The sequence below is a fragment of the Sulfuritortus calidifontis genome (assembly GCF_003967275.1).
Lineage (GTDB): Bacteria > Pseudomonadota > Gammaproteobacteria > Burkholderiales > Thiobacillaceae > Sulfuritortus > Sulfuritortus calidifontis.
Genome location: NZ_AP018721.1, coordinates 1,261,278 through 1,274,879, shown reverse-complemented (window position 1 = coordinate 1,274,879; position 13,602 = coordinate 1,261,278). Strand labels below are relative to the sequence as shown.

General features: G+C 66.3%; 17 protein-coding genes. 10 read left to right on the top strand and 7 right to left on the bottom strand.

Features of this window, described 5'->3' with window-relative positions; all coding sequences use genetic code 11:
* Positions 1–284: 284 nt before the first annotated feature.
* From dnaJ to EL388_RS06695, 5 genes are all read right to left on the bottom strand, one after another.
* Positions 285–1,412 carry a molecular chaperone DnaJ gene (dnaJ, locus tag EL388_RS06715; RefSeq protein WP_126461436.1) on the bottom strand — a complete coding sequence of 376 codons (1,128 nt, stop codon included), beginning with the start codon at positions 1,410–1,412 and terminating at the stop codon, positions 285–287.
* Between the two features lie 130 nt (positions 1,413–1,542).
* Complete coding sequence (locus EL388_RS06710; protein ID WP_126461433.1) at positions 1,543–1,911, bottom strand: TusE/DsrC/DsvC family sulfur relay protein; 369 nt, start codon at positions 1,909–1,911, stop codon at positions 1,543–1,545.
* Between the two features lie 12 nt (positions 1,912–1,923).
* Positions 1,924–2,430 carry an Hsp20/alpha crystallin family protein gene (locus tag EL388_RS06705; RefSeq protein WP_126461430.1) on the bottom strand — a complete coding sequence of 169 codons (507 nt, stop codon included), beginning with the start codon at positions 2,428–2,430 and terminating at the stop codon, positions 1,924–1,926.
* A 51-nt stretch (positions 2,431–2,481) separates the two neighbouring features.
* Positions 2,482–2,853: an Hsp20/alpha crystallin family protein gene (locus EL388_RS06700; protein ID WP_126461427.1), complete on the bottom strand. Its 372-nt coding sequence runs from the start codon at positions 2,851–2,853 to the stop codon at positions 2,482–2,484.
* 20 nt (positions 2,854–2,873) lie between these two features.
* A complete protein-coding gene (locus tag EL388_RS06695; protein ID WP_172599386.1) occupies positions 2,874–3,305 on the bottom strand; it encodes an Hsp20/alpha crystallin family protein in 432 nt (143 codons plus the stop codon).
* Between the two features lie 144 nt (positions 3,306–3,449).
* Between EL388_RS06695 and EL388_RS06690 the strand changes: the two genes are divergently transcribed.
* The 10 genes from EL388_RS06690 (at position 3,450) to EL388_RS06645 (ending at position 10,985) form a co-directional block, all read left to right on the top strand.
* Complete coding sequence (locus tag EL388_RS06690) at positions 3,450–4,394, top strand: DnaJ C-terminal domain-containing protein (protein WP_126461424.1); 945 nt, start codon at positions 3,450–3,452, stop codon at positions 4,392–4,394.
* 2 nt (positions 4,395–4,396) lie between these two features.
* Positions 4,397–4,705 (top strand): chaperone modulator CbpM, encoded by a 309-nt coding sequence (locus tag EL388_RS06685; RefSeq protein WP_126461421.1) that lies wholly within the window; start codon positions 4,397–4,399, stop codon positions 4,703–4,705.
* A gap of 2 nt (positions 4,706–4,707) precedes the next feature.
* Positions 4,708–5,634: a zinc metalloprotease HtpX gene (locus tag EL388_RS06680; RefSeq protein ID WP_126461418.1), complete on the top strand. Its 927-nt coding sequence runs from the start codon at positions 4,708–4,710 to the stop codon at positions 5,632–5,634.
* Positions 5,635–5,797: 163 nt separating this feature from the next.
* On the top strand, positions 5,798–7,645 hold the full coding sequence (gene ftsH, locus EL388_RS06675; RefSeq protein WP_126461415.1) for an ATP-dependent zinc metalloprotease FtsH: 1,848 nt from the start codon (positions 5,798–5,800) through the stop codon (positions 7,643–7,645).
* Between the two features lie 47 nt (positions 7,646–7,692).
* Positions 7,693–8,472, top strand: coding sequence for an IS1595 family transposase (locus EL388_RS06670; RefSeq protein ID WP_197721789.1), 780 nt, complete (start codon positions 7,693–7,695; stop codon positions 8,470–8,472).
* Positions 8,473–8,513: 41 nt separating this feature from the next.
* Positions 8,514–8,951 (top strand): thioredoxin TrxC, encoded by a 438-nt coding sequence (trxC, locus tag EL388_RS06665; RefSeq protein WP_126461412.1) that lies wholly within the window; start codon positions 8,514–8,516, stop codon positions 8,949–8,951.
* 26 nt (positions 8,952–8,977) lie between these two features.
* A complete protein-coding gene (locus EL388_RS06660) occupies positions 8,978–9,190 on the top strand; it encodes a cation:proton antiporter domain-containing protein (protein ID WP_126461409.1) in 213 nt (70 codons plus the stop codon).
* Positions 9,191–9,226: 36 nt separating this feature from the next.
* A complete protein-coding gene (locus EL388_RS06655; protein WP_126461406.1) occupies positions 9,227–9,550 on the top strand; it encodes an NAD-binding protein in 324 nt (107 codons plus the stop codon).
* Positions 9,532–9,750: a hypothetical protein gene (locus tag EL388_RS06650; protein WP_126461403.1), complete on the top strand. Its 219-nt coding sequence runs from the start codon at positions 9,532–9,534 to the stop codon at positions 9,748–9,750. Before EL388_RS06655 ends, EL388_RS06650 begins: the two co-directional genes overlap by 19 nt.
* Positions 9,751–9,860: 110 nt before the next feature.
* Positions 9,861–10,985, top strand: a complete 1,125-nt coding sequence (locus EL388_RS06645; RefSeq protein WP_126461400.1) for a S1C family serine protease — start codon at positions 9,861–9,863, stop codon at positions 10,983–10,985.
* A 77-nt stretch (positions 10,986–11,062) separates the two neighbouring features.
* Here EL388_RS06645 and dnaK read toward each other — a convergent pair whose 3' ends face one another.
* Together dnaK and grpE are read right to left on the bottom strand one after the other, a co-directional pair.
* Complete coding sequence (gene dnaK / locus EL388_RS06640; protein ID WP_126461396.1) at positions 11,063–12,985, bottom strand: molecular chaperone DnaK; 1,923 nt, start codon at positions 12,983–12,985, stop codon at positions 11,063–11,065.
* A gap of 70 nt (positions 12,986–13,055) precedes the next feature.
* Positions 13,056–13,577 carry a nucleotide exchange factor GrpE gene (grpE, locus tag EL388_RS06635; protein ID WP_126461393.1) on the bottom strand — a complete coding sequence of 174 codons (522 nt, stop codon included), beginning with the start codon at positions 13,575–13,577 and terminating at the stop codon, positions 13,056–13,058.
* Positions 13,578–13,602 lie beyond the last annotated feature (25 nt).

The window sequence follows — 13,602 nt, the reverse complement described above, 5'->3', positions numbered from 1 at the left end:
GAAAGGAAGCCATAGGTTATAAGGGCGGCATGTCAGTTTTTTGACGCCTTGCGGCGTCGTCCAGGCCGCAAGTTAAGATGCCTTTCGGGCGATGATCTAGACGTGAGCTCGTGGCGCCGGCCGGGCCGCGCCCTCAACGTTCGCTCCGCTCGCGTTGGCCTGCACCGCAAGTGAAAGGATTGTTCAGGCGCTGAAAAATTCCTTCACCTTGTGGCTTCGGCCGGGCTGCGCCCTTAACGTTCGCTTCGCTCACCTTAGCCTCCGCCGCAAAGTAAAAGAATTTTTCAACTATTGAAAAATTCTTTTACTTTGTCCATGAACCCCTTGGCCTTGGGGTTGTGCTGACCTTCGTGTTCACGGCTGATGGCGTCGAATTCGCGCAGCAATTCCTTCTGCCGCTCGGTCAGCTTGACCGGGGTCTCCACCACCACATGGCAGAGCAGGTCGCCGGGGGTATCGGTGCGCACGCCCTTGATACCCTTGCCGCGCAGGCGGAAGACCTTGCCGGTCTGGGTCTCGGCCGGGATCTTGATGCTGGCCTGGCCGTCCAGGGTGGGGATGACCACCTCGCCGCCCAGCGCGGCGGTGGCATAGGAGATGGGCATCTCGCAGTGCAGGTCGTTGTGGTCGCGCTGGAAAACCGGATGCGGTTTGAGATGGATCTGGACATAAAGGTCACCGGCCGGGCCACCGTTGATGCCGGCCTCGCCCTCACCCGACAGGCGGATGCGGTCGCCCTCGTCCACCCCGGCCGGGATCTGCACCGACAGGGTCTTGTGCTTCTTGACCCGGCCCTCGCCATGACAGTGGCTGCAGGGGTCGGTGATGACGCGGCCGCTGCCATGGCAGCGCGGACAGGTCTGCTGGATGGAGAAGAAGCCCTGCTGCAGGCGGACCTGGCCATGACCGCCGCAAGTCGGGCAGGTGGCCGGCTCGCTGCCCTTCCTGGCCCCGGTGCCGTCGCAGTGCTCGCATTCGCTCATCACCGGGATGCGGATCTTGGTCTCGGTGCCGCGGGCGGCTTCCTCCAGCGAGATCTCCAGGTTGTAGCGCAGGTCGGCACCGCGATAGACGTTGCTGCGCCGGCCGCCGCCACCACCGAAGATGTCGCCGAAGATGTCGGAGAAGGCATCGGCGAAGCCGCCCATGCCCGCCCCGCCGAAGCCGCCGGCGCCGGCCATGGACGGGTCGACCCCGGCGTGGCCGTACTGGTCGTAGGCCGCCCGCTTCTGCGGATCGGACAGCACCTCGTAGGCCTCCTTGACCTCCTTGAAGCGTTCCTCGGCTTCCTTGTTGCCCGGGTTGCGGTCCGGGTGGTATTTCATGGCCAGCTTGCGGTAGGCCTTTTTGATTTCGGTCTCGGAGCAGGTTTTGACCACGCTCAGGATTTCGTAGTAATCGCGTTTGGGCATGAGGCAGGACTATGGTTTTCTGAGTCGGGACGGCGGGGCATCGGTCGGCCGATGCGAAAAATGGGGGTGATACTACCAATAATCAAGGGGGCGGGCGATGCCGCCCCCGTCGATGCCCCCGGCATCGTCTTCAGCTGACCGAGCCGAAGGAAGGGTCGGCCGCATGGGGTGCCTCGGGCAGCCCCGCCAGCTTCATGCCCTGGCGCACCGGGCCTGCGGGGAACAGGGTGTAGAGCCAGCGGCCGCCGCCTTCCGCGGCGAAACGCCCTTCGAGGTTGCGCAGGATCTGGTGGGCGTCTTCCTGGCTGCCGCCATGATGGATGACGTATTCGCGCAGGTAATCGAGCACCCGGAAATGGTCATCGCTCAGTTCGATGCCCTCGGCGCGGGCGAGTTCGCGCGCGATGTCGTGCGACCACTCGTCGATCTCCACCAGATTGCCGTAGTGGTCCCGGATCAATTGCTTGCCTTCCACCGAGGCGAGAATGGGATTGGTCATGTTGCCCTCCTTTCAGTCGATCTTGACGGAAATGGCGCGGGGGCGGCTTTCCACCTGTTTCGGCAGTTCCACCTTGAGCACGCCGTTGCGATAGCTGGCCCGCGCCGCCTCGGCCTTGACCGGCAGCGGCAGCGGCACGACGCGCCGGAAGCTGCCGTAGGCGCATTGCATGACGCGCCAGCGTCCCTGGGTGTCCTCCTTCTGGAAGCGTTTCTCGCCGGACACGATGAGGGCGTCGTCGGTCACCTGGATGTCGATGTCTTCCTTTTCCAGGCCCGGCACTTCCAGCCGCACCACCAGGCGCTTGTCATCCTCGAACACATCGCCGCCCAGCATGGACCAGCCCCGGCTGGGCAACCAGCTGACGTCGTCCACCTCGACGGGGCCCGGCAAATCGGTCTTGTCGCCGGGCTTGAAGCGGGTGAGCGCACCGGAGGCGGAGTGCCAGAGATGGCGCCAGCCCTCGGCCACGTTGTCCCAGAAGGATTGCACGCTCTCTTTCACTTGTTCCAGTTTCATATTGACCTCCAAGATAGCCATGGCCGGCCCGGACTGCGCCGAGCCTCGGCCTTACTCGATCTGGACGCTGATCTTCCTCGGCTGGGCGTGCTCCGCTTTCGGGATGCGCAGCTTGAGCACCCCCTGGTTGAACTGCGCCGCCATCTTGCCGCTGTCCAACTCCTTGGACAGGGTGAAGACCCGGCGGTAACGCGGCACCCCGATCTCGGTATGGCTGGCCTCCATCCCTTCCGGCATCGTCAGGGCGATCTCGCCGTCGATGGTCAGGGTATCGGCCTCGACCTGGACGTTCAGCCGGTCCTTGGGCACGCCGGGCAGATCGGCATAAAGCGTGATGCCGTTGGCATCCTCGATCACGTCCACCGGCGGCAGCAGGGCGGCCTGTTCCTGCCGCGCTTCGCTGATTTGCCTTTGTTCGCTCATGTCTGGCCTCCTTATCTCACTTATTCGATGGCAATGCGGCGCGGCTGGGCAGCCTCCTTGCGGGCCACGCTGATGTGCAGCACGCCGTCCCGGTATTTCGCGCTCACGGCATTGGGGTCGATGTCATCGGGCAGGGTGACCACGCGGCGGAAACGCCCCCGGAAGCGCTCGTCGATGTGCACGGTGGCCTGCTCCGGCACCGCCTCGGCCGCGCGCTCGCCTTCCACGGTGAGCACGCCCTTCTCGATCTGCACGTTCAGGGCGGCCGGATCGAGGCCGGGTGCGAAGGCATAGATTTCCACCGATTTCGGCGTGCTGCCCACGTTCAGCGCGGGAAAGCCCCGGGCCAGGCCGCGGATGCTGGTCGGCCATTCGAAGGATTGGGCGAGTTCCCGTTGCAGCCGTTCCATCTCCGAGAAAATGTCTCGGGGGAAGAATGCACGATATATCATTTGAATCCTCCTTCATGTTCTTTCGAGCAGCGCTGGCTGCTCCTGCAAACGAAGTGGGGCCGGGCCGCAGGATTTCAATATCTTGAAAAGACCGCGGGCCGCACACAATTCCTGAGAAAGTTCGAACGAACGCAAGGGAGCGCCATGCAATTCAAGGACTATTACGCCGTGCTCGGGGTGCCCAGGGAGGCGACGGCAGACGAGATCAAGAAGGCCTTCCGGCGCCTGGCACGCAAATACCATCCGGATGTCTCGAAAGAGGCCGACGCCGAATTGCGCATGAAGGAGGTCAACGAGGCCTATGCCGTGCTCTCGGACCCGGAAAAACGCGCGGCCTACGACCAGCTCGGCCAAGGCCGCCGTCCCGGCGAGGAGTTCCAGCCGCCACCGGGCTGGGATGCAGGCTTCGAGTTTTCCGGCCACGGCTTCTCGCCGCACGAGGCGGCGGAGTTTTCCGATTTCTTCTCGCAGTTGTTCGGCGGCCTGGGCGGCGCGCGCGCGCACCGGGGCGCGGGCCGCCAGGCCCGGATGCAGGGCGAGGATCATCACGCCAAGGTCTATCTGGACATCGAGGACAGCTTCACCGGCGCGACCCGCCAGATCGGTCTGCGCGTGCCCAAGCTGGATGCCCAGGGCCGGGTGATCCTGGAGAACCGCACCCTGAACGTGAAGATCCCCCAGGGGATGCGCGAAGGCCAGATCATCCGCCTGGCCGGCCAGGGCGCGCCCGGCCTGGGCGGCGGCCCGCCCGGCGATCTATTGCTCGAGGTGCACTTCAAGCCCCATCCCCGCCTCCGGGCGGAAGGCCGCGATCTGCACCTGACCCTGCCGGTCGCCCCCTGGGAGGCGGCGCTGGGGGCGGTGATCGCCATTCCCCTGCCCAACGGCACGGTCAAGGTGCGCATCCCCGAAGGGGCCCAGGCCGGCCGGCAATTGCGGGTGCGCGGCAAGGGCCTGCCCGGCACCACGCCGGGCGATCTTCTGATCACCCTGCAGGTGGTGCTGCCGCCCGCCGACACGCCGCGGGCGAAGGAACTCTATGAAACCATGGCGCGGGAGCTCGCCTTCGACCCGCGCGCCGGGAGCTGAACATGAGCGATGAAGATGTCCTGATCGGCGTCCTCCTGGACGAAAGCTGGCTCACCCTGGAGCAGATGGCCGCCGCCTGCGACGTGGAGGCGGACTGGCTCCTGGCCCGTCTCGAGGCCGGCCTCTTCCCCCAGGCCGAGAGCGTGGCCGGGGTGTGGCGTTTCGCCGAGGCGGCGCTCACCCGCGCCCGGCGCATGCGGCGGCTGGAGCGCGACTTCGAGGCCGTGCCCGAACTCGCCGCCCTGGTGGCCGACCTTCTGGAGGAAAACGATCGCCTGCGGGCACGGCTGCGCTGCCTGGCCGGGGACTGACCGTGGCCGAATGGCAGCGCCACGCCCTGGCCAACCGCCTGCAAACCCTGCTGCTGGTGGGTCTGTTGTTGGCCATCGCCGCCGCCGCGGGCTGGCTCTGGCTCGGTGAGTCCGGGCTGTGGCTGGCGCTCAGCGCCAGCACCCTGGCCCTGCTCATCGAACCGGCCGCGGCCAGCCGGCTGACCCTGGCGCTGTATCGGGCGCAGCCGCTCGCGCCGAACGAGGCGCCGGCCCTGACCCGGATCATGGCCGAACTGGCCCAACGCGCCGGCCTGCCCCAAGTACCGCGGCTGTATCGGGTGGCGAGCCCGCTGGCGAACGCCTTCGCGGTGGGCAGCCGCGCGCAGGCCCACATCGTGCTCACCGACGGCCTGCTGCATGGCCTCTCTTTGCGCGAGCTGGCCGGCGTGCTCGCCCATGAGACCGCGCACATCGTCCACGGCGATCTGCGGGTGATGGGCCTGGCCGATTATCTGAGCCGCCTGACCAGCCTGTTCGCCCTGAGTGCGCAGCTGATGCTGCTCGTTTTTCTGCCTGCCTGGGCCATGGGCAGGCTGGAGCTGCCCTGGCCGGGCCTGCTGTGGCTGCTGTTTTCCCCTCAGATCGCCCTGCTGGCGCAACTGGGGTTGTCCCGGGTGCGCGAGTTCGACGCCGATCTGACCGCGGTCAGGCTCACCGGCGACCCGGCCGGTCTGGCCTCCGCCCTCGCCCGGATCGAGCGTGCCAGCCGTTCCTGGCGCGCCTGGCTCATGCCGGGCTGGGGCAACCCGGAGCCGTCCTGGCTGCGCACCCATCCTGCCACCGGGGAACGCATCGCCCGCCTGCAGGCCCTGCAGGAAACCCAGGCGTCCTGGGCCGCGGAACCCTGGAGCTGGCCGCATCCGCCCGCCGGCGCCCCACGCTGGCGCCTGGGCGGCATCTGGCGCTGATATTAACAGGCCGTTGAAAAACGTAGCGAGGATGGCCAGATGCAAGGCGCACGGAGCGCAGCGACCGAGACATATCGAATAGATAGGCGAGGGAGCGAGCACCGCGCAACGCCGCAGATGGCCCACCGCAGTAGTTTTTCAACGGCCTGTTAAGGAAACAGCCATGGAACAGAAGACCCAATGGAACACCCTGTACTGGCTCCTCGCCGCCCTGCTGCTCTTGCTGCTGCAGAACTGGTGGCAGGCCAGTCGTACCGTGGAGCCGGTGCCCTACAGCGAATTCGAGCAGGCGCTGCGGGATGGCCGGGTAGCCGAGGTGCTGGTGTCCGACCGCGTGCTCACCGGCAAGCTCAAGGCGCCGGACGCCAAGGGCAAGACCGTCATCGTCGCCAACCGGGTGGAACCGGATCTCGCCGCCCGCCTGTCCCAATACGGCGTGCCCTACACCCGGCAGGTGGAAAGCACCTTCCTGCGCGACCTCCTGTCCTGGGTGCTGCCGGCGGTGGCCTTCTTCGCTGTCTGGTTCTTCCTGTTCCGCCGCTTCGCCGAGAAGCAGGGCATGGGCGGCTTCATGACCATCGGCAAGAGCCGGGCCAAGGTCTATGTGGAGCGGGACACCGGGGTCGGCTTCGACGACGTGGCCGGGGTGGACGAGGCCAAGGCGGAACTCGCCGAGGTGGTGGATTTCCTGAAGAACCCGCAGGAATACGGCCGCCTGGGGGCGCGCATCCCCAAGGGGGTGCTCCTGGTGGGCCCGCCCGGCACCGGCAAGACCCTGCTGGCCAAGGCGGTGGCGGGCGAAGCGGGCGTGCCCTTCTTCTCCATCTCCGGTTCCGAATTCGTCGAGATGTTCGTCGGCGTGGGTGCGGCGCGGGTGCGCGACCTGTTCGAGCAGGCGCGGCAGCGCGCGCCGGCCATCATCTTCATCGACGAGCTCGATGCCCTGGGCCGGGCGCGTGGCGCGGCCGGTCCCATCGGCGGTCACGACGAACGGGAGCAGACCCTGAACCAGCTGCTCACGGAGATGGACGGCTTCGATCCCTCCGTGGGGCTGGTCATCCTGGCCGCCACCAACCGGCCGGAGATCCTCGACCCGGCGCTGCTGCGCGCCGGCCGCTTCGACCGCCAGGTACTGGTGGACCGCCCCGACAAGAGCGGGCGCCTGGCCATCCTCCGGGTGCATGCCAAGAAGGTGAAGCTCGCCCCGGACGTGGATCTGGAACAGGTGGCGGCGCTCACCACCGGCTTTTCCGGGGCGGATCTGGCCAACCTGGTGAACGAGGCGGCGCTCATGGCCACCCGGCGCAAGGCCGAGGCGGTGGAGCTGGCCGATTTCACCGCCGCGGTGGAGCGCATCGTCGCGGGGCTGGAGAAGAAGAGCCAGGTACTGAACGAACGCGAGCGCCGGACCGTGGCCTACCACGAGATGGGGCATGCCCTGGTGGCCCTTTCCCTACCCGGCACCGATCCCGTGCACAAGGTGTCCATCATCCCGCGCGGCATCGGGGCGCTGGGCTACACCATCCAGCGTCCCACCGAGGACCGCTACCTCATGACCCGGCAGGAGCTGGAGAACAAGATCGCGGTGCTGCTGGGCGGGCGCGCCGCGGAGAAGCTGGTCTTCGGCGAGCTGTCCACCGGCGCCGCCGACGACCTGGCCCGCGCCACCGACATCGCGCGCGACATGATCACCCGTTACGGCATGGACGAGGACCTCGGCTACATCGCCTTCGAGGCCCAGCGCCCGCGCTTTCTCGACGTGCCGGAACTCGCCGCCGGCGGTTGCCGGGTGGCCGAGTCCACCCAGGCGCGCATCGACGTCGCCGTGCGTGCCATCGTCATGGGCGTGTTCGAAAAGGCCTACGGCATCCTCGCCGACAACCGCGCGGTGCTGGACCGTTGCGCGGCGGAGCTTCTGGCACGGGAGACCCTGGACGAAGCGGCGATCCAGCGCCTCACCGGAGATATGAAGAAGCCCGCCCTTGGCGAAACCGCATCCGGCCCCAAATAAAAAGGTAATACCTAACCAAACTGGACCAAATCTGGAAGGATTTGGTCATGAAGAAATGCCCTGGTTGTGGCTACAGTCGACTGTATCAGTTGGCTGATGGCCGCCACAAATGCAAACGCTGCGGCCATCGCTTTCGCTGGCGTAGCGCGTGGTCGGCCAGCCGGCTGAGCGACGCCACCAAGCACGAACTGCTGCGTCGCTTCGTTTGGGGCGTGCCGGTTTACCGGCAGCGCTTCGGCGCCTTGGCCAGTGCGCCGGCGATCGAACGCTTTTACCGGCTGGTGCGTGCTTGCATGGCGTGGGCGGAGGAGTTCCGAGAACCCTTTGCCGGGGCGGTCGAATGCGACGAGACCACATTTGGCGGGGCTCGGCACGGCAAACGGGGCTGGGGTGCGGTCGGCAAAGTGATCGTGTTTGGCATCGTCAAGCGCAACGGCCAAGTCAAGGCGATGCCGATCGCGGCTCACAGCCGGGCAGAGGTGATGCGCCACATCCAGGCCCATACCCGGGAGGGCGCGTTGTACTACACCGACGAGTGGCAAGCTTACGCGACACTGAAGCTGCGGGGTGAGCACGTGGTGATCCGCAAGGAGAAAGGCAAGCCGGTGGGGCGGGACCATATCAACGGCATCGAGGGCTTCTGGAGCTATGCCAAGAACTGGTTGTATCCTTACCGGGGAGTGCCTCGCAAATACTTCCATCTTTACCTTGGGGAAGTTTGTTACCGTTTCAACCACCGGACTGATGACCTGAAACCCTTGCTGGTCAAGCTTCTCAAGACCACCAGCATCCAGGATATCAGCCCAAAATTGGTCCAGATTCGTTAGGAATTACCAATAAAAAAACAATCAATTTTCGGAGAGCCATCGTGAGCGATACCTTCAACATCGTCTGCCCCCATTGCCACGCGGTGAACCGCGTGCCCGTCGCGCGCCTGAATCAGGGCCCCAACTGCGGGAAATGCCACCGGCCCTTGTTCACCGGGCACCCGGTGGCGCTCACCGCCGCCACCTTCGCCAAGCATGTCGAGCGCAACGACATTCCGGTGCTGGTGGATTTCTGGGCGCCCTGGTGCGGGCCGTGCAAGATGATGGCGCCCCAGTTCGAGCAGGCGGCGCGCCTCCTGGAACCTCAGGTGCGCCTGGCCAAGGTGGACACCGAAGCGGAACAGATGCTGGGCACCCAATACGGCATCCGCAGCATCCCCACCGTGGCCCTGTTTGCGGGCGGGCGCGAGCTCGCGCGCCAGGCCGGCGCCATGGGGGCGCAGGACATCGTGCGCTGGGTGCGGGCGCAGCTTGCCTGATCGGCGCGGCCGCCTGAGGCCGAACCGTGCAGGATCTGTTTTCCTTCTCTTTCGTGCTGCTGGTGGCCGGCAGCCTCGCCGCCGCCGTTTCGGCACGGCTGCGCCTGCCCACCCTGCTCGGCTATCTCGGTGCCGACGTGGTGCTGGGCGAGAGCGATTTCCGGCACCGCATGGAAGACGACATCCGGCCGTTCCGCGATGTGCTCACCAGCCTGTTCTTCATCACCATCGGCCTGTAGCTGGATGCCGGCCGGCTGCTCGCCGCGCCCCTCGCTGTGCTGGCTTGGCTGGCGCTGCTGCCGGTGAAGATGCTGCTCACCTGGCCCGCCCCTGCGGCTGGCCGGCCTGGCGCGTTCGGATGCCTGACGCGGTCGGCCGCCCTGCCCGCCCCGCCCCAGGAAGAGGAGGATGAAAGCCGGCGCCGCGCCGGCCTGCCGGTGCATTACGGCGATGCCAGCCGGATCAACACCCTGCGCGCCGCCGGGGTGGAGCGCGCGCGCCTGGTGGTGATCACCTTCCACCGGCCGGAACAGGCCCTGCGCATCGCCCATTGGCTGCGCCATACTCATCCGAAATCCCGTTGCTCGCCACCAGCCTGAGCGACCAGGAGGCGCAGCGCTTGCTCGGCATTGCCGGCGTGCGGGTCTATGTGGAACGGCTGGCGGCGGGGCTTGCCCTGGCCGAGCGGACCCTGCTCACCGCCGGCATCTCGGCCGAGGGGGCGGACCGCTACATCGCCAGCCTGCGCGAACGGTTACAATCCGGGCTCGGCCAACCCGAGGATTTTCGCCCTGACTGAACCGCGCCCTTCCCCATTGCAGCGTTTCCGCAAGGTGGCGCTGCACCAGGCCACACGCGAATCCAACACCTGACCGGATCAGCCGCCGCAAGGCAAAGGAGCCCCTCAGCATGCCCGACCGTTTTCTCGCCCGCCTGTTCTGGATCACTCTGGCCGCCACCTTCCTCATCCTGCTCTGGCGCGGCGTGCCTGACTTGGCCGGCTGGTTCGCCCCGGCACCCCCGAGCGAGCCGCGCCTGGTGACGCCCCGGGGCGAGCTGGCGGCCGACGAAAAGGCCACCATCGAGCTGTTCGAGAAGGCGAAGGACAGCGTGGTGTACATCAGCACCCGCGCCCAGGTGATGGATCTGTGGAGCCGCAACGTCTTTTCCGTGCCGCGCGGCACCGGCTCCGGCTTCATCTGGGACGATGCGGGGCACGTCATCACCAATTTCCACGTCATCGAAAACGCCAGCGAGGCGACGGTGAAGCTGGCCGATGGCCGCAGCTTCCGGGCCGCCCTGGTCGGCGCCTCGCCGGCCCACGACATCGCGGTGCTGAAGATCGGCGTCGGCTTCCGGCGCCCGCCACCGGTGCCCATCGGCACCAGCCATGATCTGAAGGTGGGCCAGAAGGTATTCGCCATCGGCAACCCCTTCGGCCTGGACTGGACGCTCACCACCGGCATCGTTTCGGCGCTGGACCGCTCGCTCGGCGAGGAGAACGGCAACACCATCGAGCACCTGATCCAGACCGATGCCGCGATCAACCCGGGCAACTCGGGCGGCCCCCTGCTCGATTCGGCCGGGCGCCTGATCGGCATCAACACCGCCATCTACAGCCCGAGCGGGGCGTCGGCCGGCATCGGCTTCGCCGTTCCGGTGGACACCGTCTACCGCGTGGTGCCGCAGCTGATCAAGTCGGGCAAGTACATCCGCCCCGCCCTGGGCATCGAGGTGGACGAGGGTCTCAACCAGCGGCTGGCGCAACTGCGCAGCGTGGCCGGCGTGGTCATCCTGCGGGTGCAGCCGGGCTCGGCAGCCGAGGCGGCCGGGCTGCAGGGCGCGCGCATCAGCCGGGACGGCGGCATCGTGCCGGGCGACACCATCCTCGCGGTCGAGGGCAAGGCGGTGGACAGCGTGGGCAAGCTGCTAGCCGCCCTGGACGATCACCAGGTCGGCGACACGGTGAAGCTGACCATCCTGCGCGGGGACAGAAAGATCGAACTGACGGTGACCCTGCAGCCCGGCGTCTGAACCGCCGAAAAAAAACGCCGGTGTGAACACCGGCGTTTTCGATCGGGCGGTCCGGCGCGGGCCGGCAGGGACGCGGATTACTTGTCCTTGACCTCCTCGAACTCGGCATCGACCACGTCCTCGTCGGCCTTCTTGCCGCCGGCGGCACCGGCCCCTGGCTGGGCAGCGGCCTCGGCGCCGCCCTGCTGACCGTACATCTGTTCGGCCAGCTTGTGGCTGGCTTCCGCCAGGGCCTGGGTCTTGGCCTCGATCTCGGCCTTGTCCGAGCCCTTGATCGCCTCTTCGGCGGCCTTGACCGCGGCCTCGATCCTGGCCTTCTCGTCGGCCGGCACCTTGTCGCCGTGCTCCTTGAGCGCCTTGTTCACCGAGTGGATCATGGCATCGCACTGGTTGCGGGCGTTGACCAGTTCGAAGGCCTTGTGGTCCTCGGCCGCGTTGGCCTCGGCATCATGCACCATCTTCTTGATCTCGTCCTCGGTAAGACCCGAGTTGGCCTTGATGGTGATCTTGGCCTCCTTGTTGGTCGCCTTGTCCTTGGCCGAGACGTGCAGGATGCCGTTGGCGTCGATGTCGAAGGTGACCTCGATCTGCGGCATGCCACGCGGCGCCGGCGGGATGTCGGTCAGGTTGAACTGACCGAGGCTCTTGTTGCCGGCCGCCATCTCGCGCTCGCCCTGCAGCACGTGGATGGTCACCGCGGTCTGGTTGTCGTCGGCGGTGGAGAACACCTGCGAAGCCCGGGTCGGGATGGTGGTGTTCTTCGGGATGAGCTTGGTCATCACGCCGCCCAGGGTCTCGATGCCGAGCGACAGCGGCGTGACGTCGAGCAGCAGCACATCCTTGACCTCGCCCTGCAGCACGCCGCCCTGGATCGCCGCGCCGATGGCCACGGCCTCGTCCGGGTTCACGTCCTTGCGCGGTTCGCGGCCGAAGAACTCCTTCACCTTCTCCTGCACCTTGGGCATGCGGGTCTGGCCGCCCACCAGGATGACGTCGCTGATGTCGGAGACCTTGATGCCGGCGTCCTTGATCGCCACCTTGCACGGCTCGATGGTGCGCTCGATCAGGTCCTCGACCAGGGACTCGAACTTGGCCCGGGTGATCTTCATCACCAGGTGCTTCGGACCGCTGGCGTCCGCCGTGATGTAGGGCAGATTCACCTCGGTCTGGGTGGTGGAGGACAGCTCGATCTTCGCCTTCTCGGCCGCTTCTTTCAGACGCTGCAGCGCGAGCACGTCACGGGACAGATCGACCCCCTGCTCCTTCTTGAACTCCTCGATGATGTAGTCGATCAGGCGCTGGTCGAAGTCCTCACCGCCCAGGAAGGTATCGCCGTTGGTCGACAGCACCTCGAACTGGTGCTCGCCCTCGACTTCGGCGATCTCGATGATCGAGATGTCGAAGGTGCCGCCGCCCAGGTCGAACACGGCGATCTTGCGGTCACCCTCTTTCTTGTCCATGCCGAAGGCGAGCGCGGCCGCGGTCGGCTCGTTGATGATGCGCTTGACCTCCAGGCCGGCGATGCGGCCGGCGTCCTTGGTCGCCTGACGCTGGCTGTCGTTGAAGTAGGCCGGCACGGTGATCACCGCCTCGGTGACCGGCTCGCCCAGGTAATCCTCGGCGGTCTTCTTCATCTTCTTCAGCACTTCGGCCGAGATCTGCGGCGGAGCCTTCTTCTCGCCACGCACCTCGACCCAGGCATCGCCGTTGTCCGCCTTGACGATCTTGTAGGGCATCAGGTCGATGTCCTTCTGCACCTCTTTCTCTTCGAAGCGACGGCCGATCAGGCGCTTGACCGCATACAGGGTGTTCTTCGGGTTGGTCACCGCCTGGCGCTTGGCCGGGGCGCCGACCAGGATCTCGCCGTCGTCGGTGTAAGCCACCACCGAGGGCGTGGTACGCGCGCCTTCGGCGTTCTCGATGACCTTGGGCTTGCCGCCTTCCATGATGGCGACGCAGCTATTGGTGGTACCCAGGTCGATGCCGATGATCTTTCCCATGTCTTTATTCCTTTGAATACAAGTTCAACTGTGGCTGATATGTGGTTCAAATCCCTGGCTTCAAGTGGGCCTACTTGAAAACCTGAACCAGGGCGGGGCGCAGCACGCGGTCGTTGAGCAGATAGCCCTTCTGCAGCACGTTGGCGACGGTGTTGGACTCGCCCTCGCCTTCCACCACGCCGATGGCCTGGTGCACATTGGGATCGAATTTCTGACCCAAGGGGTTGATTTCAATAAGATTCTGCTTCTCGAACACCGAGGCCAGCTGGCGCAAGGTCAGTTCCACCCCGCTCTTGAGACTGTCCAGGGTGGCATTGTCGCCGGTGGCCAGGGCGGCCTCCAGGCTGTCCTTCACGGCGAGGAGCTCGCCGGCGAACTTCTCGACCGCGAACTTGCGGGCCTTCTCGGCCTCTTCCAGGCCGCGCCGGCGCACGTTTTCGGTCTCGGCCTTGGCCCGAAGCCAGGCATCGTGATGCTCCTCGGCCTTGAGCTCGGCCAGGCGCAGCATCTCTTCCAGGCTGGGGGTGACTTCCTTGTTCTCGTCGGCAACCGCCGGTTCGGCGGACTCGGGGGTGTTCTGTTCTTGTTGCATGTTCGATGGCGCCCTTCGGAATTAA

Bases quoted from the DNA above. Each gene is read 5' to 3' on its own strand.
- EL388_RS06690 (WP_126461424.1), top strand. From the start codon at position 3,450: ATGCAATTCAAGGACTATTACGCCGTGCTCGGGGTGCCCAGGGAGGCG.
- EL388_RS06695 (WP_172599386.1), bottom strand. From the start codon at position 3,305: ATGATATATCGTGCATTCTTCCCCCGAGACATTTTCTCGGAGATGGAA.
- EL388_RS06710 (WP_126461433.1), bottom strand. From the start codon at position 1,911: ATGACCAATCCCATTCTCGCCTCGGTGGAAGGCAAGCAATTGATCCGG.
- EL388_RS06645 (WP_126461400.1), top strand. From the start codon at position 9,861: ATGCCCGACCGTTTTCTCGCCCGCCTGTTCTGGATCACTCTGGCCGCC.
- EL388_RS06670 (WP_197721789.1), top strand. From the start codon at position 7,693: ATGAAGAAATGCCCTGGTTGTGGCTACAGTCGACTGTATCAGTTGGCT.
- EL388_RS06700 (WP_126461427.1), bottom strand. From the start codon at position 2,853: ATGAGCGAACAAAGGCAAATCAGCGAAGCGCGGCAGGAACAGGCCGCC.
- grpE (WP_126461393.1), bottom strand. From the start codon at position 13,577: ATGCAACAAGAACAGAACACCCCCGAGTCCGCCGAACCGGCGGTTGCC.
- ftsH (WP_126461415.1), top strand. From the start codon at position 5,798: ATGGAACAGAAGACCCAATGGAACACCCTGTACTGGCTCCTCGCCGCC.
- dnaJ (WP_126461436.1), bottom strand. From the start codon at position 1,412: ATGCCCAAACGCGATTACTACGAAATCCTGAGCGTGGTCAAAACCTGC.
- EL388_RS06685 (WP_126461421.1), top strand. From the start codon at position 4,397: ATGAGCGATGAAGATGTCCTGATCGGCGTCCTCCTGGACGAAAGCTGG.
- dnaK (WP_126461396.1), bottom strand. From the start codon at position 12,985: ATGGGAAAGATCATCGGCATCGACCTGGGTACCACCAATAGCTGCGTC.
- EL388_RS06705 (WP_126461430.1), bottom strand. From the start codon at position 2,430: ATGAAACTGGAACAAGTGAAAGAGAGCGTGCAATCCTTCTGGGACAAC.